This window comes from Paraburkholderia sp. JPY465, from assembly GCF_050436725.1.
In the GTDB taxonomy this organism is placed as follows: Bacteria; Pseudomonadota; Gammaproteobacteria; order Burkholderiales; family Burkholderiaceae; genus Paraburkholderia; species Paraburkholderia youngii.
In genome coordinates, this window is sequence record NZ_JBNDMT010000002.1 from 1387789 (window position 1) to 1409925 (window position 22137).

At 64.6% G+C, this 22137-nt stretch carries 17 protein-coding genes; 4 read left to right on the plus strand and 13 right to left on the minus strand.

Going from position 1 to position 22137, the window contains the following annotated elements; translation table 11 throughout:
* Positions 1–24: 24 nt before the first annotated feature.
* The 3 genes from zwf to QFZ94_RS08475 form a co-directional block, all read right to left on the minus strand.
* Positions 25–1644: a glucose-6-phosphate dehydrogenase gene (gene zwf, locus QFZ94_RS08465; RefSeq protein WP_429456206.1), complete on the minus strand. Its 1620-nt coding sequence runs from the start codon at positions 1642–1644 to the stop codon at positions 25–27.
* A 110-nt stretch (positions 1645–1754) separates the two neighbouring features.
* The gene (locus QFZ94_RS08470; protein WP_429456208.1) at positions 1755–4526 is read right to left on the minus strand and encodes an MGH1-like glycoside hydrolase domain-containing protein; all 2772 of its coding nucleotides are present in this window, start codon (positions 4524–4526) and stop codon (positions 1755–1757) included.
* A gap of 52 nt (positions 4527–4578) precedes the next feature.
* A complete protein-coding gene (locus QFZ94_RS08475) occupies positions 4579–6549 on the minus strand; it encodes an amylo-alpha-1,6-glucosidase (protein WP_429456210.1) in 1971 nt (656 codons plus the stop codon).
* A gap of 212 nt (positions 6550–6761) precedes the next feature.
* Here QFZ94_RS08475 and QFZ94_RS08480 point away from each other — a divergent pair, with 212 nt between their 5' ends.
* Positions 6762–8897: a phosphocholine-specific phospholipase C gene (locus QFZ94_RS08480; RefSeq protein WP_429456212.1), complete on the plus strand. Its 2136-nt coding sequence runs from the start codon at positions 6762–6764 to the stop codon at positions 8895–8897.
* Between the two features lie 78 nt (positions 8898–8975).
* On the opposite strand, the gene QFZ94_RS08485 is transcribed toward QFZ94_RS08480, so the two are convergent.
* From QFZ94_RS08485 to QFZ94_RS08495, 3 genes are all read right to left on the minus strand, one after another.
* Positions 8976–9893: a dihydrodipicolinate synthase family protein gene (locus QFZ94_RS08485; RefSeq protein ID WP_429456214.1), complete on the minus strand. Its 918-nt coding sequence runs from the start codon at positions 9891–9893 to the stop codon at positions 8976–8978.
* 321 nt (positions 9894–10214) lie between these two features.
* Positions 10215–11330, minus strand: coding sequence for a succinylglutamate desuccinylase/aspartoacylase family protein (locus QFZ94_RS08490; RefSeq protein WP_368583388.1), 1116 nt, complete (start codon positions 11328–11330; stop codon positions 10215–10217).
* A 36-nt stretch (positions 11331–11366) separates the two neighbouring features.
* Complete coding sequence (locus tag QFZ94_RS08495) at positions 11367–12134, minus strand: transporter substrate-binding domain-containing protein (protein ID WP_429456217.1); 768 nt, start codon at positions 12132–12134, stop codon at positions 11367–11369.
* A gap of 114 nt (positions 12135–12248) precedes the next feature.
* Between QFZ94_RS08495 and QFZ94_RS08500 the strand changes: the two genes are divergently transcribed.
* Positions 12249–13169 (plus strand): LysR substrate-binding domain-containing protein, encoded by a 921-nt coding sequence (locus QFZ94_RS08500; RefSeq protein WP_429456219.1) that lies wholly within the window; start codon positions 12249–12251, stop codon positions 13167–13169.
* A 10-nt stretch (positions 13170–13179) separates the two neighbouring features.
* Here the strand turns inward: QFZ94_RS08500 and lysA are convergent, their stop codons facing one another.
* Positions 13180–14448, minus strand: a complete 1269-nt coding sequence (gene lysA, locus QFZ94_RS08505; protein ID WP_429456221.1) for a diaminopimelate decarboxylase — start codon at positions 14446–14448, stop codon at positions 13180–13182.
* 107 nt (positions 14449–14555) lie between these two features.
* Between lysA and QFZ94_RS08510 the strand changes: the two genes are divergently transcribed.
* Both QFZ94_RS08510 and QFZ94_RS08515 read left to right on the plus strand, forming a co-directional pair.
* Positions 14556–15494: a LysR family transcriptional regulator gene (locus QFZ94_RS08510; RefSeq protein WP_429456223.1), complete on the plus strand. Its 939-nt coding sequence runs from the start codon at positions 14556–14558 to the stop codon at positions 15492–15494.
* 216 nt (positions 15495–15710) lie between these two features.
* Positions 15711–16565: an oxidoreductase gene (locus QFZ94_RS08515; protein ID WP_410848686.1), complete on the plus strand. Its 855-nt coding sequence runs from the start codon at positions 15711–15713 to the stop codon at positions 16563–16565.
* Here QFZ94_RS08515 and QFZ94_RS08520 read toward each other — a convergent pair.
* From QFZ94_RS08520 to QFZ94_RS08545, 6 genes are all read right to left on the minus strand, one after another.
* Positions 16562–16996, minus strand: a complete 435-nt coding sequence (locus tag QFZ94_RS08520; RefSeq protein WP_429456226.1) for a rubredoxin — start codon at positions 16994–16996, stop codon at positions 16562–16564. The two genes, QFZ94_RS08515 and QFZ94_RS08520, sit on opposite strands and share 4 nt — an antisense overlap.
* Positions 16997–17067: 71 nt before the next feature.
* Entirely contained in the window at positions 17068–17193 is a 126-nt protein-coding gene (locus QFZ94_RS08525) for a hypothetical protein (protein WP_368583395.1), read from the minus strand.
* A 230-nt stretch (positions 17194–17423) separates the two neighbouring features.
* Positions 17424–18614: a Rieske 2Fe-2S domain-containing protein gene (locus tag QFZ94_RS08530; RefSeq protein ID WP_368583396.1), complete on the minus strand. Its 1191-nt coding sequence runs from the start codon at positions 18612–18614 to the stop codon at positions 17424–17426.
* A gap of 225 nt (positions 18615–18839) precedes the next feature.
* On the minus strand, positions 18840–20291 hold the full coding sequence (locus QFZ94_RS08535; protein WP_429456229.1) for a glycosyltransferase family 2 protein: 1452 nt from the start codon (positions 20289–20291) through the stop codon (positions 18840–18842).
* 63 nt (positions 20292–20354) lie between these two features.
* Positions 20355–20954 carry a cytochrome b gene (locus QFZ94_RS08540; RefSeq protein WP_429456231.1) on the minus strand — a complete coding sequence of 200 codons (600 nt, stop codon included), beginning with the start codon at positions 20952–20954 and terminating at the stop codon, positions 20355–20357.
* 120 nt (positions 20955–21074) lie between these two features.
* Positions 21075–22067: a LysR substrate-binding domain-containing protein gene (locus QFZ94_RS08545; protein ID WP_429456233.1), complete on the minus strand. Its 993-nt coding sequence runs from the start codon at positions 22065–22067 to the stop codon at positions 21075–21077.
* Positions 22068–22137: the final 70 nt, after the last annotated feature.

Here is a 22137-nt window from a genome sequence, read left to right on the forward strand (position 1 = left end):
CTGCGGGTTCGTTCAAAGCTGCCGCTACGACTTGCCACTAGGCGCTTTCTGCTGCAACGGCCGCCACGCGTGGCCATCGCGCGCGAGTAGCGCGTCGGCTTCGGCCGGCCCGTCGCTGCCTGCGGCGTAACCGTGCACCGGCAGAGCACCGCCGCTCTTCGGATGCAGCACGTCGTCGACCGCACACCAGGCCGTCTCGATGCCATCGGCGCGCTGGAACAACGTTGCGTCGCCGAGCATGCAGTCGTATAGCAGCGTCTCGTATCCGACGTTCGCGCGCTCATCGAAGAAGTCGCCATAGTTGAACGACGATTGCACCGCACCGATCTGCATCACCGGGCCCGGCGCCTTCACATTGAAATCGAAACTCGAGCCGTGCTCGGGATCGATGCGCAACGTCAGCACGTTCGGCGTCAATGCGTTGACCGGCGTGTCGCGGAACAGGCGGAACGGCACCGGCTTCAACTGCACCGAAATTTCGGTGCGGCGCACTGAGAGCCGCTTGCCGGTACGCAGATAGAACGGCACGCCGGCCCAACGCCAGTTCTCGACGAACACGCGCGCCGCCGCGTAGGTTTCGGTCGTGCTGCCGGGCGCGACGTCGGGCTCCTCGCGATAGCCCACACCGGCGGGCCCTGTTTCGTACTGGCCGAATACGACGCCGTCGGGCTTCAGCGGCTGGATCGCGTCGAACAGCTCGACCTTCTTGTCGCGCACGGCTTCGGCGTCGAACGAATTCGGCGGCTCCATCGCAACGATGCCGAGCAGTTGGAACAGATGGTTCGGCACCATGTCGCGAAACGCGCCGGTCTGCTCGTAGAACCGACCGCGCCCCTCGACGCCGATCGTTTCCGCCGCCGTGATCTGCACGCAGTCGATGTACTCGCGCCGCCAGACCGGCTCGAACATCGCATTCGCGAAGCGCACCGCGAGAATGCTCTGCACGGTGTCCTTGCCGAGAAAATGGTCGATGCGGTACACCTGCGATTCCTTCGCATACGACAGGATGTGCGCGTTCAGATCGCGCGCCGATGCGAGATCAGTGCCGAACGGCTTCTCGATCACGAGACGCCGAAAGCCGCCGTTCGCACCGTCGCCTTCCTTCAGCAGACCGGCCTTGCCGAGCCGCTCGGCGATCGGTTTGAAAAAACGCGCGCCGACCGCGAGGTAAAAAATCACGTTGCCGACTTTCGACTGATCGAGCTTCTGTTTCATCTTGGCGAACGTATCGTCGGATTCGAACTCGCCCGCCATGTATTCGAGGCGCTGCGCGACCCAGTTCCACGCGTTGTCGTCGAGCTTGCCGGCGTGGAAGGTGCTGGCCTTGTCGGCGGCGAATTTCTGCAGCGACGTATGCAGTTCGTCGCACCATTCGCGCGTTTCGCGCTCACCGTGATTGACGCCGATGATCTTCATGCTGTCGTCGAGCAGTCCATCGACCGAGAGGTTGTAGAGCGCCGGCATCAACAGACGTTTGGTCAGATCGCCGCCCGCGCCGAAGATCACGAGCGTGCACGGCGGTGCGGGCTTCTTGCCGGCGGGCGACGACAGCGTGTCGTATCGGTTCGAGCTGAGCTTGCAGCTCAAGGCGGGCGTTGCGTTGGTCTGATCGGAAGAGGCGGAAGAGTTCGGTGTAGTCGACATGGGATTCACCTGGAACCTGGTAGGCCGATGGAACGAGCGTGGCGATACATGAAAGACCACGGGCGCTGCCGCACAGTTCAATCGCCTTCGCGCGCGAGCGCGCGGCGTGCTTACTTCGACGTCGCGGCCGCGAGCGACGGCACCGGTTCTTTCACCGGAATCGGCGCGGGCGCCGGCGCCGGTTCCCCGGCAAGCGGCACGTTGCCCGACGCCGCCATCGCGCGCGGCTGCAACAGCAACGCGACGAGCCCGGTCCAGCCGGTCTGATGCGAAGCGCCGACGCCACGACCGTTGTCGCCATGAAAATACTCGTGGAACAGGATCAGATCCTGTGAACGCGGGTCCGCCTGCAACAGCGGATACGCGCCCATCACCGGCCGCTCGCCGTTCTTGTCCTTCAGGAACAGCGTGGTCGCGCGGCGCGCGAGTTCGTCGCCGATTTCGCTCAACGAGAACTTCTGGCCCGACCCGGTCGGATACTCGACGCGGAAATCATCGCCGTAATAGCGATGAAACTCGTACAGCGATTCGATCAGCAGATAGTTGACCGGCATCCACACCGGCCCGCGCCAGTTCGAATTGCCGCCGAACACACGGGTATCGGATTCGGCCGGCAGATACTTCACGCAGAAGCTGTTGCCGTTGTGCTGGAACACGAACGGATGCTCGCGATGGCAACGCGACAACGCCCGCACGCCGTGATCGGAAAGAAATTCGCTTTCGTCGAGCGCTCGCCGTAACAACGCCTTCATCCGATGCCCGCGCAACAACGACAACAGCAGCGCGTTGCCCTTGCCGGGTTCGTTCCAGCGCGACACCAGCTTCGCGAGATCGGGCCGATGCTCGAGAAACCATACGAGGCGCTCGCGCAAGCCCGGCAAGCCGCCATGCAAACGCTCTTCGAGCACATGCACGGCGAACAGAGGTATCAGTCCGACGATCGAGCGAACGCGCATCGGCATGTTGCTGCCGTCGGGCAAGCGCAGCTTGTCGTAGAAGAATTCGTCCGCGCTGTCCCACAGACCCGTGTCGCAGCCGTCGTCGCAACTGACCGCTTCCGCGATGTACAGGAAGTGCTCGAAGAACTTCACGCCGATGTCGACGAACACGTGATTCGCGTAAGCGAGTTCGAGCGCGATCCGCATCAGGTCGAGCGCATACGCGGCCATCCACGCGGTGCCGTCGGCCTGGTCGATGTGGCCGCCGGTCGGCAGCGGCGACGAGCGGTCGAAGATGCCGACGTTGTCGAGCCCGAGAAAGCCGCCCTGGAAAATATTGTGGCCGTCGGCGTCCTTGCGATTCACCCACCACGAGAAATTCAACAGCAGCTTGTGAAACACGAGCTCCAGAAAATCGCGGTCCGCCTTGCCGGTCAGCGCGCGATCGATCTCGTACACGCGCCATGCGGCCCAAGCATGCACGGGCGGGTTCGCGTCGCTGAGCGCCCATTCGTAAGCGGGCAACTGGCCGTTCGGGTGTTGATAGCGGTCCTTCACGAGCAGCAGCAATTGCTTCTTCGCGAACGCCGGATCGATCAGCGCGAACGCGGCGGCATGAAACGCGAGGTCCCACGACGCGTACCACGGGTATTCCCACTTGTCCGGCATCGACACGATGTCCGCGTTGCACAGATGTCGCCAGTCCCTGTTGCGGCCCTGCTTGCGCGCGGCGGGCGGGCTCGGCTGCAGTGGGTCGCCGTCGAGCCAGCGCTGCACGTCGTACTGGTAGTACTGCTTCGACCACAGCATGCCGGCGAGCGCCTGGCGTTGCACGAGGCGCGCATCGCGGTCGGTGATCTCGTGCTGCAACGCGCCATAGAATTCGTCCGCCTCGGCGAGGCGGCGCGCGATCAACGCGTCGGCATCGAATGGCGCTTCATCGGTCGCCGATTGCGGGTGCCAGCGCAGATACACCACCGCGCGTGCATGCGGCCCGAGTTCCAGCTGCGCATGCGCGGCGGCCTTGGTGCCTGCGTCACGACGGATCGCGTTCGCGTCGCCGTGCACGAGGTAGTCGTTGAAGCCGTCCTTGAACGGGCCCGCACCGTCCATGCCGAACAGCCGCTTGACGTTGGTGTCGTTCTCGCAGAACAGCCACGCGAGTTGCGGCGCGTCCTTCGACCACGCGGTCACCACGATCGGCTCATGCACATGGTGATGGCCAAGCAGACGCACCGCGCCGTCGTGGTCGGTGCCGGCGACGAGCTTCGGCTTGTCCTTGTTCTCCTTCCACGACCACGAGTTGCGCGCCCAGATCTGCGGCAGCACGTCGAGCGAGGCCGCCTCGTCCGCGCGATTTTCGATCGTCACGCGCATCACGATGTCATCGGGCGTGTGCTTCGCGTATTCGACCTGCACGTCGAAATAGCGCAGATCGTCGAACACGCCGGTATCGAGCACTTCGTACTCCGGCATGTCCCCGCCGCGGCGCGCGTTTTCGTCGATCAGATCCTGATACGGATAGGCCGCATGTGGGTACTTGTACAGCATGCGCATGTAAGAGTGCGTGGGCGTGCCGTCCAGATAGAAGTACAGCTCCTTCACGTCCTCGCCGTGATTGCCCTGCGCGTTGGTCAGGCCGAACAGGCGCTCCTTGATGATCGGGTCCTTGCGGTTCCACAGCGCGAGCGATACACACCAGCTGAGCCGGTCGTCGCCGAATCCGGCGATGCCGTCTTCGCCCCAGCGGTAGGCGCGGCTGCGCGCATGGTCGTGCGGAAACGAGTCCCAGGCGGTGCCGTCCGCGCTGTAGTCCTCGCGCACCGTGCCCCACTGGCGCTCGCTCAGATACGGCCCCCAGCGCTGCCAGTGGCCGCATTCGGGCGAATGCAGCCGGGAACCTTCGAGCGTGGCAAGCAGATTGGCAGCGCGCAGCGGTGGCATGAGAACGTCCTTGCAACAAGCCTGGCGGTAGGACCCAACATCGTAGCGCGGTTTACGCCCCGTCGCGCTCGAATCGGGCAAGCAGACTTTCGACGCGCAGCATTTCTCCGAGCGACCAGGCCTGGAACGGCGTGCCGGCGGGCGCGTGCGGCGCATCGCCGTCGGCGATCTCGGACAGGTGGTCGAGCCCTGCGTGATCGAGATGCTGGTACAGCGGCGCGAGAAAACGCGTCCTCGCCTGCGCGAGATTCGTGGCGCTTGTGCCATTCACTCGCAGCCACGCTTCGACGAACGGGCCGATCAGCCATACCCACACGGTGCCCTGATGATAGGCGCCGTCGCGTTCGAGCTGCGCGCCGCGGTAGTGGCCGCGATAGGCCGGATCGGACGGCGCAAGCGAGCGCAGGCCGAGCGGCGTCAGCAATTGCGCTTCGACCTGCGCCACGACCGCGCGCGCCGCCGCGCCTTCGAGCAGCGGAAACGGCAGGCCACCGATCGCGAAGATCTGGTTCGGCCGGACCGAGCGATCGACCGTACCCGGCACATGATCGACGTCGACGCTATCGAACAGCGTCTGCGTGGCCGGATCGACGAAGCGCCGGTGAAATGCGAGCGTCGCTTGCTCCGCAGCCTGCCGCCACTGCGGGTTCCATGCCGACGCGATTCGCAGCGCATTGATCCATAGCGCCTGCACTTCGACCGGCTTGCCGATGCGCGGCGTGACGACCCAATCGCCGACTTTCGCATCCATCCACGTCAGTTGCACGCCGGGGATGCCGGCGCGCAGCAGACCGTCGTCGGGACAGCAGGCGATGTGAAAGCGCGTGCCGTTCGTGTAGCCGGTCAGGATCGCTTCGGCGGCTTGCTGCAGATGCGCGCGCGTCTGCGCGCTTGCATGGGGCATAGCCAGATAGTCGTGAACCGCGACGATGAACCATAGCGACGCATCGACCGAGTTGTATTCGGGCGCGTCGCCATAGTCGGGGAAGCGGTTCGGCAGCATGCCGTCGGACAGCGTGCCCGACCATTCGAGCAGGATCGCTTCGGCCTCGTCGAGACGGTTCGATGCGATCAGCAGGCCGCGCATCGCGATGAAGGTGTCGCGGCCCCAGTCGGTGAACCACGGAAAGCCTGCGAGGATCGTGCGGCCTTCGTTGCGCGTGACGACGTAGGCGTCGGCCGACCGCTGCAGGCGCGAGCCGAGTGCGGTGCGGCGTTGTTGTTCGGTGTCGGCGAGCTCGGCGGCGTGGGCGGCGGCTTGCGGTTTGTCGTTGGAGCTTTGGGTGGCGGCCGTGCTCGCTGCACTCAGAATCATCACCGCTTCACCCTGTGCGAGATCGAAGCTGAACACGCCGGGCGCCGCGAGGTCTTCGCTGCAGTCGAGACCGCGCTCCTGCTCGCGCACGTAGCAGAAGTTGCGATACCACTCGGGCGCATGCGTATAGGTGCCGTTCGTCGCCGCCCGCACGACCGGCAGTCCGCCATACGGCTGCCAGCTCGCGCACGATTGATCGGCGCTGAGTAGCGCACCGAAGTCGAAGGCCGGATTCTCGTGATGCAACGCGTGATAATCGCGGCCCGACAACAGCGGTCTGACCTTCATCATCGGCGCATCGAGTCCGCCGCCTTCGAGCCGCCAGCGCAATACCGTTTCGCACGTCGCTTTGCTGACGAACACCTCGGCGATGATCGCAGTATGCGTATCGAGTCGAATGCGCCAGCTCGGCCACGGCGCGGTATCGAAACCGAGCAGCTTGCCGCGCAGATCCGGATAGATCACGTCAGGCCCATAGCGTTGCATGGTCACCGGGAAGCGCTCGCCGCCCGCCTCTACCCACGCCTCGATGCCGTTGACGAGCACCATGCGCCCGCCCGGCGCGCGCGTCGCGGCTAGCAGCAGCGCATGGTAGCGGCGCGTGCGCAACATACCGACCGTGCCCGACGCAAAGCCGCCGAAGCCGTCGGCTTCGAGCCATTCGTCTTCGAGTTGCGAGATGTCGATGGATGAATCGATGCGAGTCATTGAATCGTGCTCATACGCGAACCGGAATGCAGCAAACATAGCGCAGATGGCAGCGCCATGAACATCGATCTTCCCAATACTTTCCATTGTCTTTCGATCAACCGACGACTAGCTCGCAACTGATCGGCAAGAGCAACGTGTCACCGACAACGAAACACCCCAACTTCGCGTCCACCCGCGCTATTCTTCCTTTACGCAGAAGGTGATATTCGATGACATCAACTAGTCGTCGCCGTTTCCTGCAAACCGTGGCTTCATCCGCGGGCGCCGCCGCCGCGATGAGCGCATTGCCCGAGTCGATCCGCAACGCGCTGGCAGTGCCCGCGTTTTCGCGCACGGGCACGATTCGCGACGTCGAGCACATCGTGGTGTTCATGCAGGAGAACCGCTCGTTCGACCACTACTTCGGTCATTTGCGCGGCGTGCGCGGCTACAACGACCGCTTCCCGATTCCGCTGCCGAGCGGTCTGCCGGTGTGGAATCAGCCGTCGAAGGAAGACCCGGCCAGGCCCATGCTGCCGTTCCATCTGAACACCGCGACGACGAGCGCGCAATGCGTCGGCGAACTCGATCACACGTGGCACAAGACCCAATCCGCGATCGACCGCGGCCGCTGCGACCAATGGCCCGCCAACAAGACCGGCATGACGATGGGCTACCACCTGCGTAGCGACATCCCATTCCACTACGCGCTCGCCGACGCATTCACGATTTGCGATGCGTACTACTGCTCGCTGCCGGGACCGACGCACCCGAACCGCGCGTATCTGATGACCGGCACGATCGACCCGACCGGCACGCTGGGCGGCCCGCTGCTCGACAACAACGATTGGGCGGACGGCGATCGTCCGCCGAATTATCAGTTGCTGTCGTGGACCACGTATCCGGAGCGTCTGCAGGCCGCGGGCATTTCATGGCAGATCTATCAGCAGGGCACGACGGCCTTCGATCCGCTTAACGGCAACTACGGCACCAACATCCTTCAGAACTTCACGAATTTCATCAACGCTCAGCCGGGTTCGCCGCTCCACGAGCGCGCGCAAACCGTGCGCACGGTCGACGACCTGAAAGCCGACGTGCTCGCGAACCGGCTGCCGCAGGTGTCGTGGCTGTGCGCGCCGGCTGCGTATTCGGAGCATCCGAACTTCACGCCCGCGTACGGCGCCGAATACACGACGCAGATTCTCGACGCGCTGACGTCGAACCCCGAGGTGTGGAGCAAGACCGTGCTCTTCGTCATGTACGACGAGAACGACGGCTTCTTCGATCACCTCGTGCCGCCGCAACCGCCGACGACGTCCGCACAAGGCAAGTCGACAGTGACGACCGACGGCGAGATCCACGACGTCGTCAATCCGCTGCGCGGCGGCAAATACACGGCCGACGGCTATCCGTACGGCCTCGGCCCGCGCGTGCCGATGACGATCGTGTCGCCGTGGACCAAGGGCGGCTTCGTGTGCTCGCAGGTGTTCGATCACACGTCGGTGATCCGCTTCATCGAAACGCGCTTCGGCGTGCATGAGCCGAACATCACGGCATGGCGTCGCGCGGTGTGCGGCGATCTGAGCACCGCGTTCGACTTCCGCACGCCGGATTCAAGGATGCCGACGCTGCCGGATACCAAAAGCTACCTGGACATGGCCGACAACCAGTGCAAGACGCAACCGAAGCCGACCGTGCCGACGACGCCGGCTCCGGTCGAAGCGCAAGAAGCGGGCATCCGCTTTGCGCGCGCGTTGCCGTACGAACTGCACGTGAACGGCGCGGCGAATGCGGACAGGAACACGTTTGAAATCACGATCGGCAACACCGGCGAGCAGGGCGCGCACTTCTATGTGTACGCGACGAATCGCACCGATGGTCCGTGGCGCTACACGGTCGAAGCGGGCAAGTCGCTCAGCGATACGTTCAACCTGAGCACGACGAACGGCGTGTATGCGTTCGACGTGTTCGGTCCGAACGGCTTCGTGCGCAAGTTCGCGGGGAACACGCAGGCGAGCACGCAGAATGTGCATAACAACTACAAGACGGCTCAGCCTGAAGTGACCGCGCGATACGACGTCGCGAATGGCAACGTGTTCCTGAGGTTCAGCAACGGCAGTCGTGGCATCGCGCATCTGACTGTGATCGACAACGCGTACGGCGCGCGGCCGCGCACCATGGTCGTGCCGGCCAATGCCCATATCGAAGAAGGCTGGGTGCTTGCGTCGAGCCATCACTGGTACGACCTGACGGTGACGAGCAGCGACGACGCAAGCTTCTCGCGCCGCTTTGCCGGTCACGTCGAGAACGGCCGGCCGAGTATCAGCGATCCGGCTGCGGTCGCTCCGGTGCTGACGGCGAGTTGAGATCAGCGCTCGCGGTTGGGGTTCGGCATCCTGTTTCCCCTACCAGGCGGACAGGATGCCGATGTCTTTCAGGCGTTCCTAAAGACCAACGTCCGGCAGCGTCGGACGCGTAGCGAGCGCCTTCGCGACGATGTCTTTGACTTCGGCGAGCGTGTCGCCTTGCAGCGCGAGGCGCGGCGGACGCGTAACGGCGCTGCCTCGGCCGAGCAGTTCCTCGCACAGCTTGATGCATTGCACGAGGTCAGGGCGCGCGTCGAGGTGCAACAGCGGCATGAACCAGCTGTACAGCGCCAACGCTTCATCGAAACGCTTCTGCGTGGCGAGACGAAACAGCGTCTCGCCTTCCTTCGGGAACGCGTTCGACATCCCCGACACCCACCCTTCCGCACCCACCGCGATGCTTTCGACCACCACGTCGTCGAGGCCGGCGAACAGCACGAAGCGGTCGCCCACCGCGTTGCGCAGATCGATGAAGCGCCGCGTATCGCCCGAGGAATCCTTGAAGCAGACGATGTTCTCGCAGTCCTGCAGCGCGATCAGCACGTCCGGCGTCACGTCGTTCTTGTAGATCGGCGGGTTGTTGTAGATCATCACCGGCAGGTCGGTGCTGGTCGCGACCGAGCGGAAATGCGCGGCGGTTTCGTGCGGCTTCGCGGAATAGACGAGCGCCGGCATCACCATCACGCCGTCGACGCCGACACGCGCCGCTTCACGCACCGTCTGCCGCGCGAACTCGGTCGTGAACTCGGCGACGCCCGCGACGACCGGCACCTTGCCGCCGCACGCGTCGCGCGCGGCCTCGATCACCTGCAACTTTTCCGACGTGCTCAGCGAAGTGTTTTCACCGACCGTGCCGCAGACCACCAGACCCGACACGCCATCCTTGACGAGATTGCTGACCACGCGGTGCGTCGCGTCGATGTCGAGCGAGAAATCCGGCTTGAACTGGGTGCTGACGGCGGGAAACACCCCGCTCCACTGGATAGCCTTGCTCACTTTGTCCGTCTCCTTCAAAAAGCCGGCCGCGCCGACACACGTTGAATATGACGACGAGTATCGGCCTTTGTCCGCAAGCGGGCTTGGGCTTTTTCGCGGCTGAAAGAGATTAAATCCGCACAATCGGCGAGACGCGGAATAGCCGCGTCGGGTCGCGCCATTCAACTTCACGGCAACGCTGCAGCGGCGCATGTGAGCGCCGTCGCGCGATGCGTCGACGCGGTCCCGGATGCCGAGGCCGGCATAGCGGCACGCGATGCGTCGTAGCTCTTGCCGCCCGCGCGTAGGCGGTGCGACGAGGCGCGCGCCTCCGTCAAACGATCAGGCGCCCAGCAACACACCCGTTCTGATCGGCCGCGTGCCGGTCACGCGACCGAGCGGCGCACCGGCCGTCACGAAACGGATCGCGCGCCGCATATACAGCACCCCTTCGGTATGGCTCGCGATCGTGGTCGTCTCGTCGGTCAGCGGATCGACGATATCGAACAGCGGCTGGCCGACGCGGATCGTGTCGCCGATCTTCGCGCGGTGCACGAGAATCCCGCTTACCGGCGCATAGAACTGCTCGCTGCCCGCGAGCGGCGTCGCCGGCGACAACAGCGGCGGCAACGGCTTGGCCTCACCGCGAATCGCACCGCGCCACACCAGATAGTCGACGAGCGCGTCGGCATCCTGCTGCGCGATTTCGTACGACACGTCGCGCTGGCCGCGGCATTCGACCGTCACCGCGATCGACCCGGTCGGCACCGGCTTACTCGCCGGCATCTGCTGCTGCAACGTCCACCACAGTAGGCTATGCGTTTCGTCGAACGCGCCGCCGCCCGAATCCGTCGCGAGCAACGAAGCCTCGGCGCCGAGGTAGCGCGACAGCGGCTCGAACTCGGCCCACGCTGCCTCGCTCGTGTACACATGCATCGCCGCTTCGAGCGAGCAATGCAGATCGATCACGACGTCCGCGTCGCACGACAGCTTCAGCAGCGCCAGTTGCAGCGAGTCGAATTCGGTCAGCGGCTTCTGTCGCGCAAGTTCGGCCGCGAGCAGTGCGCGCACGATGCGGCGGTTCTCGTTCGCGTCGGTACCCAGCACCTCCTTTGCATTCTCGACGAGCTTCGTGAACTGCACGAAATGCCGGTTGAAGTTCTTGCCGCTGCCGAGATCGAAGCGGCCGACGAACTGACCGAGCACGTATTGACTGAGCCCGACCGGATTCGACACCGGCACGAGCACGATTTCCGCATTCAGCGCGCCGGCCTGTTCGAGCTCCAGCAAACGCCGTTTCAGCAGCACCGTGGTCAGCATCGACGGTGTTTCGTCGGCATGCAGCGACGCCTGGATGTAGATCTTCTGCGCGCTATTGGCCGGGCCGAAATGAAACGACACCAGCTCGCGGTGCGTGCCGATAGCCGGCGACAGAAGCGGAATCGATTGCCTGTTCATGAATGGAAAGCTGTGAAGATGAGTTGGAAATCCGGATCAGTTGCCGTACGGATCGAAGTCGAAGTACTTCTTCGCAATCCGCGCATAGGTGCCGTCCTCGCGCATCGACGCGATCGCCGCGTTGATCGATGCCTGCACCCCGGTTTCGTCTTTGCGCAAGCCGATGCCGACGCCGCGATCGCCCATCGAAAGCGGCTCGCCGACAAACGCGAAGCCCTTGCCCGCGGGCGTGCGCAGGAAGCCGTAATCGGCCTCGACGGTGCCGAGCAACGCACCGTCGAGCCGCCCGTTGCGCAGATCGGCGAACACCTCGTCCTGGCTCTTGTAGGCGACCACGTTCGCGCCGAGCGGCGTCCAGTTCTTCAGCGCGTAGCCCTCGAACTGCGTGCCCGACTGCACGCCGATCTGCTTGCCGGCAAGTCCGCTCGCCGTAGGCGCGAGCGCTGAGCCTTGCCGCGCGATCAGCCGCGACTTGAACTGGAACAGCTTCGACGAAAACAAAATCTGCTGCTCGCGCTTCTCGGTGATCGCCATCGACGACAGCACCGCGTCGATCTTGCGTGCCTGCAGCGCCGGGATCATGCCCGAAAACTCGAGTTCGACCCACTGGCAATGCGCGTGGATGCGCCGGCAAATCTCGTTGCCGAGATCGACGTCGAAGCCCTTCAGGCTGCCGTCGGGTGCCTTCGAGTCCATCGGCGGATAGGTCGGGTCGATGCCGAGGCGCAATGTGTTGGCGTCAGCGGCGAACGCGCCGCTGCTGAAAGCCAGCGCGGCGCAAAGAGTCATCAGCAGAGTTTTCATGGAAGGCGACGGGGAGCGGATCAGGACAGCGCGATCGTAAGCTGCCGCCGCGCCTCAAAGAAGTCTCGTTCGGACTATCATGATCACTTTTACCGATCACCCGACCCTGACGCCATGGCATTGACGATTTCGCAGTTGCGCGCGTTCACGGCGGTCGCCGAGCATGGCAGCATCCGCGCGGCGTCGCGCGCGCTCGGCATCGCCCAAAGCGGCATCACGCAGCAGTTGCAGAATCTCGAATCGATGCTCGGCGCAACGCTGTTCACGCGCACCAATCGCGGCATTGCGCTGACCACGCTAGGCCAGCGGCTGCTGCAGCGGGCCGGCGCGATCCTCGGTGAATGCGAGCGGGCCGAGGAGGACGTGCGTCAGTTGCGCGGCGACTACGTGGGCGAGGTGACGTTCGGCATGACGACCGAGCCGCTCGTCGACGCGTTCGCGCCGGTGCTGATGGAATTTCGTGCGCGCTTCGAGCGCGTCGCCGTGCATCTGCGCACGGGCACGTCGCGCATGATGATTTCGTGGATCCGCGAAGGCACGTTGGATTTCGCGGTCGCGCTCGTTTCGAAGCAGACCGATACCGCCGATCTGTCGGTCACGCCGCTCTATCCGTCCGACCCGGTGATCGTGTGCCAGCGTGGTCATCCGAAGGCGGGCGCGAAGTCGCTCGCCGAGCTCGTCGATTGCACGTGGGTGACGACGCGCTCGCCGAATCTGACCGAGGAGCCGCACGTCAACCGCTTGAGCCATCTGTTCGACAGCCACGGTTTGCCACCGCCGAAGATCGTCGCGACCGTCGAGGGCTTATACGAGACGTTGCATCTGGTAGGCGCGACGGATTGCCTGTCGCTCGAATCGTCGGTCATCACGAAGCGCGGGCCGTTCGCGGACATGCTGACGACGATCCCGGTGCGCGAGCGCGCGTTGCAGCAGAACGTGTGTCTGCTGCAACGCGCGGCGATTCCGCTGACGCCAGCCGCGCAGGAGTTCGCGACGATGATCGCGTCGTACACGCGCACGGTGCGGGCGCGTTGAGCTTTGAAGTTCAACCCGCCGTTTCTTCGAGCGCGATCAATTCTTCGATGCGCTGCCTGCGCCGGATCAGCCGCGCATTGCCGCGCTCGATCAGCACCTCGGGAGCAAGCGGCCGGCTGTTGTAGTTCGATGACATCGACGCGCCGTACGCGCCCGCATCGTGAAACACGAGCAGGTCGCCTACTTGAGGCGCGGGCATCGAGCGGCTCGTCACGACTCCGCCTTCCGCCTGCGTAAACACGTCGCCGGCCTCGCACAACGGCCCCGCCACGCTCAACCAGTCGACCGGCGCATCGCTCGGCGTGCCGTCGCGCCTAAGCACGCTGATCTCGTGATGGCTGCCGTAGAACGATGGCCGTACGAGGTCGTTGAAGCCCGCGTCGAGCAGCGCGAATTGCCGCGACGGCCGCCGGTTCAGCGCGTGCACTTCGGCGACCAGCACCCCTGCCCGCGCGACCAGAAAGCGCCCAGGTTCGATTTCGAGCCGCACACGATGCCCGACGCGCGCTTCGATGCGCCGCCGCGCATCGTCCCACAGCCGGAAGTAATGCGCGGTATCGACGCTCGGCTCGCCGTCGCGATACGGCACCGACAAACCACCGCCCGCGGAAATCGCCTCGATATCCTCATCGAGTTCAGACACTGCATCGACCATCGCGTCGCAGACTTTCGCGAGATGCGCGTAGTCGACACCGGAGCCGATATGCATGTGCAGCCCGACGAGCTTCAGCCGATAGCGCCGCACCAGTTCGAGCGCGCGTGGCAGGTCGTCGCGCCAGATGCCGTGCTTGCTGTGCTCGCCGCCAGTGTTGGTCTTGCTGCTATGGCCGTGACCGAAGCCTGGGTTGATCCGCAGCCACACGCGATGGCCTTCGCTCGCATGCCGTCCGAGCCGGTCGAGCATGTCGAGCGAGCCGGCGTTGACCGTGATCCGCTCGTCGAGCACGGTGGCCAGCGTCGCATGGTCGAGCACGTCGGCGGTGAATACCACGCCTTCGGGTGCGTCGTGCGACGCAGGTTGAGCCGCAAACCCCGCCGCAAAACTGCGCGCCAGTTCGCCTACAGAGACTGCATCGACCATCACGCCTTCGTCGCGCATCAGCTTCAGGATGTGCACGTTCGAACAGGCCTTCTGCGCGTAGCGGATCGTGTCGAAGCTGCGCAACTGCGCGATGCGCTGGCGGATCGTGTCGGCGTCGTACACCCATAGCGGCGTGCCGTGCTGGCGCGCGAGCCCGGCGAGTTGATGGGGGTTGAATGGCGTCATGGTCGGTTGCATGTCGAAGCTTTGTGAAAGCGGTAGCCGAGATGATGAGCCGCGGCGATCATTCAGTAAAATACCAATCTATCGCTGATCTATTCACTTCTGATATATCCCAAACCCACATGGCGCTCACGCACCGGCACATCGAAATCTTCCGCGCGCTGATGACGGCCGGCAGCGTCACCAAGGCAGCCGAGATGCTGTTCACGTCGCAGCCCACCGTGAGCCGCGAACTCGCCCGCATGGAACAGAGCATCGGCTTCGCGTTGTTCGAACGCGTGCAGGGCCGGTTGCGCCCAACGCAATCCGCGCTGACGCTGTTCGACGAGATTCAGCGCGCGTATGTCGGGCTGGAGCGCGTCGCGTCGACGGCGGCCGCGCTGCGCGAATTCAAGGGCGGCCAGCTGTCCGTGATCGCGCTGCCGGTGTTTTCGCATTCGATTCTGCCGGGCGCCGTCAAACGCTTTCACGATGCCCAGCCGGGTGTCAGCGTTTCGATCGCGACGCAGGAGTCGCCGTTTCTCGAAGAATGGCTGACCGCGCAGCGCTACGACCTCGGCCTCACCGAGCACGACGCGCCGCCGCCCGGCACGCGGCTCACGCCGCTGATCGCCGTCGATGAAGTATGCGTGCTGCCCGACGCTCACCCGCTGCTCGCTAAACGCGTGATCGCGTTGAAAGACTGCGCGGATCAGGCGTTCATCAGCCTGTCCGCCAACGATCCCTACCGGCTGCAGATCGACGAAGCGTTCGCGCGGGCTGGCATCGCGCGCCGCCTGTTGTTCGAAACACCGACCGCGGTGTCCGTGTGCAGCTTCGTGCGGCAGGGGCTCGGCATCGCGATCGTCAATCCGCTGACCGCTCTCGATTTCGCGGGCCGCAATCTGCATATCCGGCCGCTCGCGTTATCGCTGCCGTTTCGCGTCAGCGTCATCCGTCCCGAGCACCGGCCCGCGCATCCGCTCGCGGACGCGTTCGTCGGCGCGCTGCAAAGCGAAGCCGCTGCGCTGCGACTACAATTGAAACGTCACACTAGCCCCACGCGGTCCTCGCAGTCATAGCAGTCACGGCGGCGCCCCGCCTCATCGCCCGGCGAATCCGCGCAGCAGCACGCGCGCTCGCGCGGGGCTACCGCCCGAATCATCCGCCGCGCGAACCGGGCACGCTGCAAGCTGACATCACCCGCATACCGATTACCGACGCGCCGCGCGTTCGCGCCGCATCGGCGCGCCGTTTTCGAGTCTTCACGTCATAGACCCTCAACAGGAGTGTTCCACATGATGAATCGAGACAATCCCGTCTGGCTGATCACAGGCTGTTCCACCGGTTTCGGCCGCGAGCTCGCGAAGCTCGTGCTCGAACGTGGCTGGCGCGCGGTCGTCACCGCGCGCGATGCAGCGAAAGTGAAGGACATCGCAGAGGGGCACGGCGAGCGCGCGCTGGTGCTGCCGCTCGATGTGACCAATCGCGCGCAGATCGAAACCGTGGTCGCGCAGGCGAAACGCCATTTCGGCCGCATCGACGCGCTCGTCAACAACGCGGGCTACGGTTATCTGGCCGCAATCGAGGAAGGCGACGACAGCGAAGTGCGCGCGATGTTCGAGACCAACGTGTTCGGTCTCATCGACATCACGAAGGCCGTGCTGCCGATCATGCGCGAGCAGCGCAGCGGTTTGATCGTCAACGTGTCGTCGATCGGCGGCATTACGAGTTTCGCGGCGACCGGCTTTTATCATGCGACCAAGTACGCGGTCGAAGGGCTGTCGGAGTCGCTGGCGCTGGAAGTGAAGCCGCTCGGCATCGGCGTGCTGATCGTCGAGCCGGGGCCGTTCCGCACCAACTGGGCGGGGCCGTCGATCAAGCAGTCGGCGACGCTGATCGACGACTACGCGTCGACCGCCGGCGAGCGCCGCAAGCAGACCGAAGCGCGCAGCGGCAAGCAGGCCGGCGACCCGGTACGCGCCGCGCAGGCGATCATCGATGCGGCGTTGTCGGACGCGCCGCCGCTGCGTTTGCTGCTCGGCAAGGCCGCGCTCGATCTCGCGTACAAGAAGCTCGATTTCATGCGCGGCGATTTCGACACCTGGCGAGCGACGACCGAGGGCGCGGATTATCCGGAAGGGAACCCTTAAAACTCCACCAGCGCAAAATCGTCCTTGCCCACATCGCACAGCGGGCAGCGCCAGTCGGCCGGCACATCGGCCCAGCGCGTGCCCGGCGCGATGCCCTCTTCCGGCACGCCGGCGGCTTCGTCGTAGACCCAGCCGCAGATCACGCAGACCCATTGCTTGAACTCGACGGCCGCGGCGGCGTTCGCGGCCGACGGCGCATCGGGCGTGTCGAGCGCGGCGGCATCCGCCGCGGTCGTGCGCGCCGTCGCATCGAGGCTCACGACGAGCGGCGCGACCGTGCCGCTACCGGTTCCCGCGAGCCGCGCCTGCAGACTGTCGAGCAGGCGCTGCGCTTCGTCGTGCGTCAGATCGATCCAGTACGGATCGCCGGCGCCGTCGTTGAGCCGCTCGGGGGAAAACTGGATTTCTACGGCTACGCCCTTCTTGTACATGGCAATCGGAATCTCGAGAAAGCCGGCGACGCGCGCCGGCGAAAGGCTGCCCGCGCGACGCGGGCGCTGCTTCAGTGCGCCTGTAACAGCAGGTTCAGCGCGTACGACGCGATCAGGCCCGCGGCGCCGATCAGGCCAAGCAGTTGCAGCAGAGTGAGGGATTTACGCGAGGCGGTGGGGGATTGTTGCGTGGTCACGAGCGAGTCTTGAAGTTCGAAAAAAGCGCAATGGTACACGGGTGCAGACGCGACGAATGTCGATTGGCGCAAACTCGCGAGCAATAACGGTACCGTGCGACATTATCGCCGCTTGCGCGCCGCGCATTGTCTACCGTGCGGAGATGGATTAATTCCCAGCGAGGGAGAAAGCCGTGGCGGGACCGCTTGCGCGGCGCCGGTGAACACACCCGCAGCGCGCCGCGCTGCGCTCAGGTCTTCGCGAGCGGATTGCCGTGACGCGAATCCCAGAAGCGGATCACCGAGGTATCGCCAGTGCCCGCGCCGACCACCTTGTCCGGCGCGCCGCACTCGCGCAACAGCGCGCGCAGGTCGTTGATGACCGGGAATACCTCGTGATTCCAGTCGGCTCCCTGCGAATCGTGGGCGCGCTGCTCCGCCTCGACGATCTCGCGATCCTCCTTGAAAATGCGCTCGGTGAACCACACCAGCAGCGGCCATGCAAGATTCATCACGCCCGGAATGCCGGGTTTGCGGATCGACAGCAGCCCGAAGGTCCGGTTGGTGCGCTGCTCGCGATCGAGCGGCACATAGACGATCCACAGGTCCATCACCAGCGTCTTGTCGTTGTTGCGGATCTGCAGGGTCTGGTACGGGTATTCGGTGCGGATCGTCATCACGTCTTTGTGGTTGAAGCCACCGGTCTTGCGCCGCTCGCCGAACACCATCGCCTCGCCAATCGGCTGCTGGCCCGCCATCCGCGCGAACGTATAGTCGATCTCGACCCAGCCCTCACCGCGCCGCCGCCCGAGCGAACGCGCGCGCATCTGCCCCATCTGGCGTCGATGCAGGAACTGGTGATTCATGTCCATCAAGTTCTCGTGCATGAACGAATAATGACACTTGACCGGACGGCCGAAGCGGCGCGTCTTGTACTTCGGGTCCGACACCGAACGAAAGTCCGGCAGCGGCCGTTCGTCGGCGAGCGCGGCATCGCCGGGAAACACGAAGATCAGTCCCTCCACTTCCTGACACGGATAAGAGCGCACGCCGTTCGGCAAACGCTCGCGGCCGAGGTACGGCACGTCGATGCAGGTGCCCGAGCAGTCGTAGGTCCAGCCGTGATAGCCGCAGCGAATCGATTCACCGTCGACCACGCCCTGATGCAGCGGCACTTGCCGATGCGCACAACGGTCTTCGAGCGCGAACACCTTGCCGCTCTCGGTGCGCGCGAGCACGATCGGATCGCCGGCGAAGGTCACGCCGAGCGTCTTGCCGCGCTTCACTTCATGCGACCACGCGAGCGGGTACCAGTAATCGGGATGAATGGCGACGCGGCGCAGATCACGCACCGGCGCGTCGTGAGTGGCTTGAGCAGGCGCGGCGGCAAGCGCGGCGCCGGCGATTTCCTGTTCCTGTTCTAGCGGGGGAACTGCATGCATAGGTCAAGCCTCCGTGCACGAGCGGATAGAAGGTTGCCGCGCTGCATGGCAGTGCGGCATCTTCACCAGTCTACTTGATGCGGCCGCCGCATGGCACTGTCGCGGGCATGCGCGATGCGTCGCAGCACACGTTGCGCATCAGCGGCATCGGCGTGAAGAATCTACCTTTACCACACCCTCCCTACAGAAACATTGACCTGGGTTATGAGCTGTCCATCGACTTGCTCAATCCTCGTCGCCTGCGACCAGTCCGGTGCGCCGTTGCACGCCCCATGCGCGGCCGCCGCGCAAAAACTGCAGCCAGCCGAGCGCGGCGCCCAGATGACGCGCGAGCTGAAACGTGAACGGCTCGGCGACGGCCGCGAGCATCGCCATGCCGAGGCTGTTGCCGCTGCGCTCGCCGGTCCAGCGCCGGTACAGATGGATGCTCCACAGATAAAACGCCAGGTCGATCGCCGTTTTCAGACCGATCACGCTAAAGATCGACACGACGATCGCGCCGTGTCCGCCGAATAGAAAACCGAGTAGCAATGCGAATGCCGTGAGGCCGTAGATCGGCTGCATCGTATCGATCGCCTTGATCGGCAGCATCAGCATGCCCAGCGTGCCGTAGCGCGGATTGCCGGTCATGTCGCGGTTCCAGTACTGAGTCTGCAGGAAGCCCGCGAACCAGCGGCGGCGCTGACGCAGAAAGCTTGCGAGGGTGTCGGGCGCATCGGTGCGCGCGTGCGCTTCGCCGACCACGCGCACGTCCCAGCCGAGCTCGTGATCGATCGAATAGCGGCGCAGCCGGTGAATCAGCTCGTAGTCCTCGACCAGGCACTGCGGATCGAAGCCGCCGACCGCGACAAGCGCATCGCGGCGGAACGACGCGAATGCGCCCGAGATCAGCAGCAGGCTGTCCGCACGCATCCACGCGAATCGCGCGATGAAGTTGCGCATGTACTCGTAGGTCTGGAACCACTGGAACACGCGGCCCGACAGCGACTTGCCGCAGACCGGCACGAGAATGCCCGCCGCCGCGACGAGCGATGGTTCGCTCGCGAACGCGGCGCGCATCGCATAGGTTGCGTCGTCGTCGAGCAGCGTGTCGGCGTCGACGGTCATCACGGTATCGGTCGTCATCACGGTGATCGCGGCGTTCAGCGCGCGCGCCTTGCCGCCGTGCGGCACGCGCAGCCAGAACAGATTCGGATGCAGCGAACTTGGCGCGCTCAGCACGCCTTCGGCGGCGGGCGTGAGGCCGAAGCGTTGCGTGAGCAGGTCGGCGGTGGCGTCGGTGGAGCCGTCGTCGGCGATCACGATCTGCGCTGGGCCGTGCGTTTGCCGCAGCAGAGCGGCGAGCGTGACCGGCAACACGGCCGCCTCGTTATGCGACGCGACGATCACACCCATGCCCGGCAGTTCGCGCCGTTCGTAGTCGGCTTCGAGCGGCGCCGTGCGGCGCGTGAGCGGCAACGATTTCCACGTGACGAACGCGAGCAGCAACGTGTCATAGATGACATATGCAATACCGGTCGACCACGCAAGCGCACCGCGCAGAAAGAACGCCCGCGCGAACAGCAGCGCCCACAGCACGACGACGCTGGAATGGATCAGCGTGCTCCATAGCGTCGCGCGACGCGGCAGGATGCGTGGCGACGCGGCTGCGAGTGCCTGTTCGAGGGTCTTCTTCAAAGCGAATATGTCAGGTTGGGGCTGTTGGCCGTTGGTTGTTGAAACCGTGTTCGTGCCGCGGCTTCACGGCTTCATGCGCTTCAACACCGATTTACGATCGAGCCATTCATGCTTGAGCGCGCCGCCGATATGCATCGCCAGCAACGCATAAAGCGTATAGCCGAGCCACGTATGCAGCGCGCCGAAGCGATCGTGCAATGTCTCTTTCAATGCCGGGTCGAGGTGCATCACGTAGCCGATGCGCGGCCATTGGAACAGGCCGAACCACTGCATCGGATGCGTGGCCGCGTCCTTCCACGCCGAATCGTGCAGCCAGCCGGACAGCGGCAACGCAATCATCAGCAAATACAGCGCGAAGTGCGCGAGATGGGCGGCCATCTTTTCCCACGACGGAAACTCGCGCGGCAACGGCGGCGGCTTGTGCGACACGCGCCACAGGATGCGCAGCACCGCGAGCCCGAGCACCGTGATGCCGATCGATTTGTGCGTGTCGATCACCGGACGCACCCAGTCGTCGGGCAGCGAATCAGCGGACAGAGCCAGCACGACGTTGACGATCATCAGCAACGCGATCAGCCAGTGCAATGTCATCGCGGTACGCGTGTAACGCGGCGGGCAAGTCGCATCGGTCGAACCGGCCAGGGAGTTCGCTCGGGTGTTCATAGGGAGTTCCGTTCACGAAGGCGATGAATGCCGCGAAAGAGGTTTGAAATCGACGCTACCGGTATCAGGCAAACGCCCAAGTTTGCCGTCTTATTCCCTAAAGCGCTTAACGTGCATGTTTCAGTTTGTTTCGGGCTTCTGATTTCGGGCATCGGCTCGCTTCACGGGAGGTCGCGGGTCCTTGTCCCGCTCATCGCTCAACTGCCGCTCGCCCCAAGCGCGCACGGCGTCGGCGAACAAACGCAGCGCGGCCGGCGGATGACGGTTGGCCGGGTAGTACAGGCACAAGCCCGCGAAGGTCGGGCTCCACTCCGCCAGCAACTGCACGAGCCGCCCGCTCGCGACATGTTCCGCCACATGGTCGAGCGGCACCCAGGCGATGCCGATGCCGGCCAGCGCCGCTTCGACCATCAGGTTCACATTGCCGAGCGTCATCGGCCCGTCCACGTCGATGCTCGCGCTCTTGCCGCGATGCGTGAGGTCCCAGCGATACAGCGTGCCGCTTTCAAAGCGAAAGCGAATGCAACGGTGGCGCATCAGATCGTGCGGCGCCTTGGGCGCGGGATGACGCGCGAGATACTCGGGCGACGCGACCGCCACCAGACGCATGTCGCGCCCGAAGCGAACCGCGATCATGTCGCGCGGCACGTCCTCGAGCACGCGGATGCCCGCATCGAATCCTTCGGCGACGATATCGACGAGCCTCGAATCGACCACGAACTCGACGTGAATCTCCGGATAGCGCGCAAAGAAATCCGGCAGCACGTGTTGCACGAGCTGTTTCGCGGACGCCTCCGAAGCGCTGATGCGGATCGTGCCCGACGGCCGGTTGCGCGCGGCCGTGACTTCCCCGACCGCGTCGTCGAGATCCGCTAGCGCCGGACGCACGCGCCGTAGCAATTGCTCGCCAGCTTCCGTCAACGCGACCGAACGCGTGGTGCGATTGAAGAGCCGCACGTCGAGGCGCGACTCCATGTTGCGCATCGCGTGACTCAACGCCGACGGCGAAAGTCCGAGCACGCGCGCGGCCGCGCTGAAGCTGCGCTGCTCGGCGATCGTGATGAAGGCGGTCAGTTCGGCAAGGCCCGCGCGCGGTAGTCGGGAATTCGTCATTTGTGAATTCGATTTAATACCTCATGCAAGTATAGAGAGATTGTTGAGCCGCACACAGCAACCTAAACTC

Bases quoted from the DNA above. Each gene is read 5' to 3' on its own strand.
- QFZ94_RS08515 (WP_410848686.1), top strand. From the start codon at position 15,711: ATGATGAATCGAGACAATCCCGTCTGGCTGATCACAGGCTGTTCCACC.
- QFZ94_RS08495 (WP_429456217.1), bottom strand. From the start codon at position 12,134: ATGAAAACTCTGCTGATGACTCTTTGCGCCGCGCTGGCTTTCAGCAGC.
- QFZ94_RS08470 (WP_429456208.1), bottom strand. From the start codon at position 4,526: ATGCCACCGCTGCGCGCTGCCAATCTGCTTGCCACGCTCGAAGGTTCC.
- lysA (WP_429456221.1), bottom strand. From the start codon at position 14,448: ATGCAACCGACCATGACGCCATTCAACCCCCATCAACTCGCCGGGCTC.
- QFZ94_RS08530 (WP_368583396.1), bottom strand. From the start codon at position 18,614: ATGCATGCAGTTCCCCCGCTAGAACAGGAACAGGAAATCGCCGGCGCC.
- QFZ94_RS08480 (WP_429456212.1), top strand. From the start codon at position 6,762: ATGACATCAACTAGTCGTCGCCGTTTCCTGCAAACCGTGGCTTCATCC.
- QFZ94_RS08510 (WP_429456223.1), top strand. From the start codon at position 14,556: ATGGCGCTCACGCACCGGCACATCGAAATCTTCCGCGCGCTGATGACG.
- QFZ94_RS08475 (WP_429456210.1), bottom strand. From the start codon at position 6,549: ATGACTCGCATCGATTCATCCATCGACATCTCGCAACTCGAAGACGAA.
- zwf (WP_429456206.1), bottom strand. From the start codon at position 1,644: ATGTCGACTACACCGAACTCTTCCGCCTCTTCCGATCAGACCAACGCA.
- QFZ94_RS08540 (WP_429456231.1), bottom strand. From the start codon at position 20,954: ATGAACACCCGAGCGAACTCCCTGGCCGGTTCGACCGATGCGACTTGC.
- QFZ94_RS08500 (WP_429456219.1), top strand. From the start codon at position 12,249: ATGGCATTGACGATTTCGCAGTTGCGCGCGTTCACGGCGGTCGCCGAG.
- QFZ94_RS08490 (WP_368583388.1), bottom strand. From the start codon at position 11,330: ATGAACAGGCAATCGATTCCGCTTCTGTCGCCGGCTATCGGCACGCAC.
- QFZ94_RS08520 (WP_429456226.1), bottom strand. From the start codon at position 16,996: ATGTACAAGAAGGGCGTAGCCGTAGAAATCCAGTTTTCCCCCGAGCGG.
- QFZ94_RS08545 (WP_429456233.1), bottom strand. From the start codon at position 22,067: ATGACGAATTCCCGACTACCGCGCGCGGGCCTTGCCGAACTGACCGCC.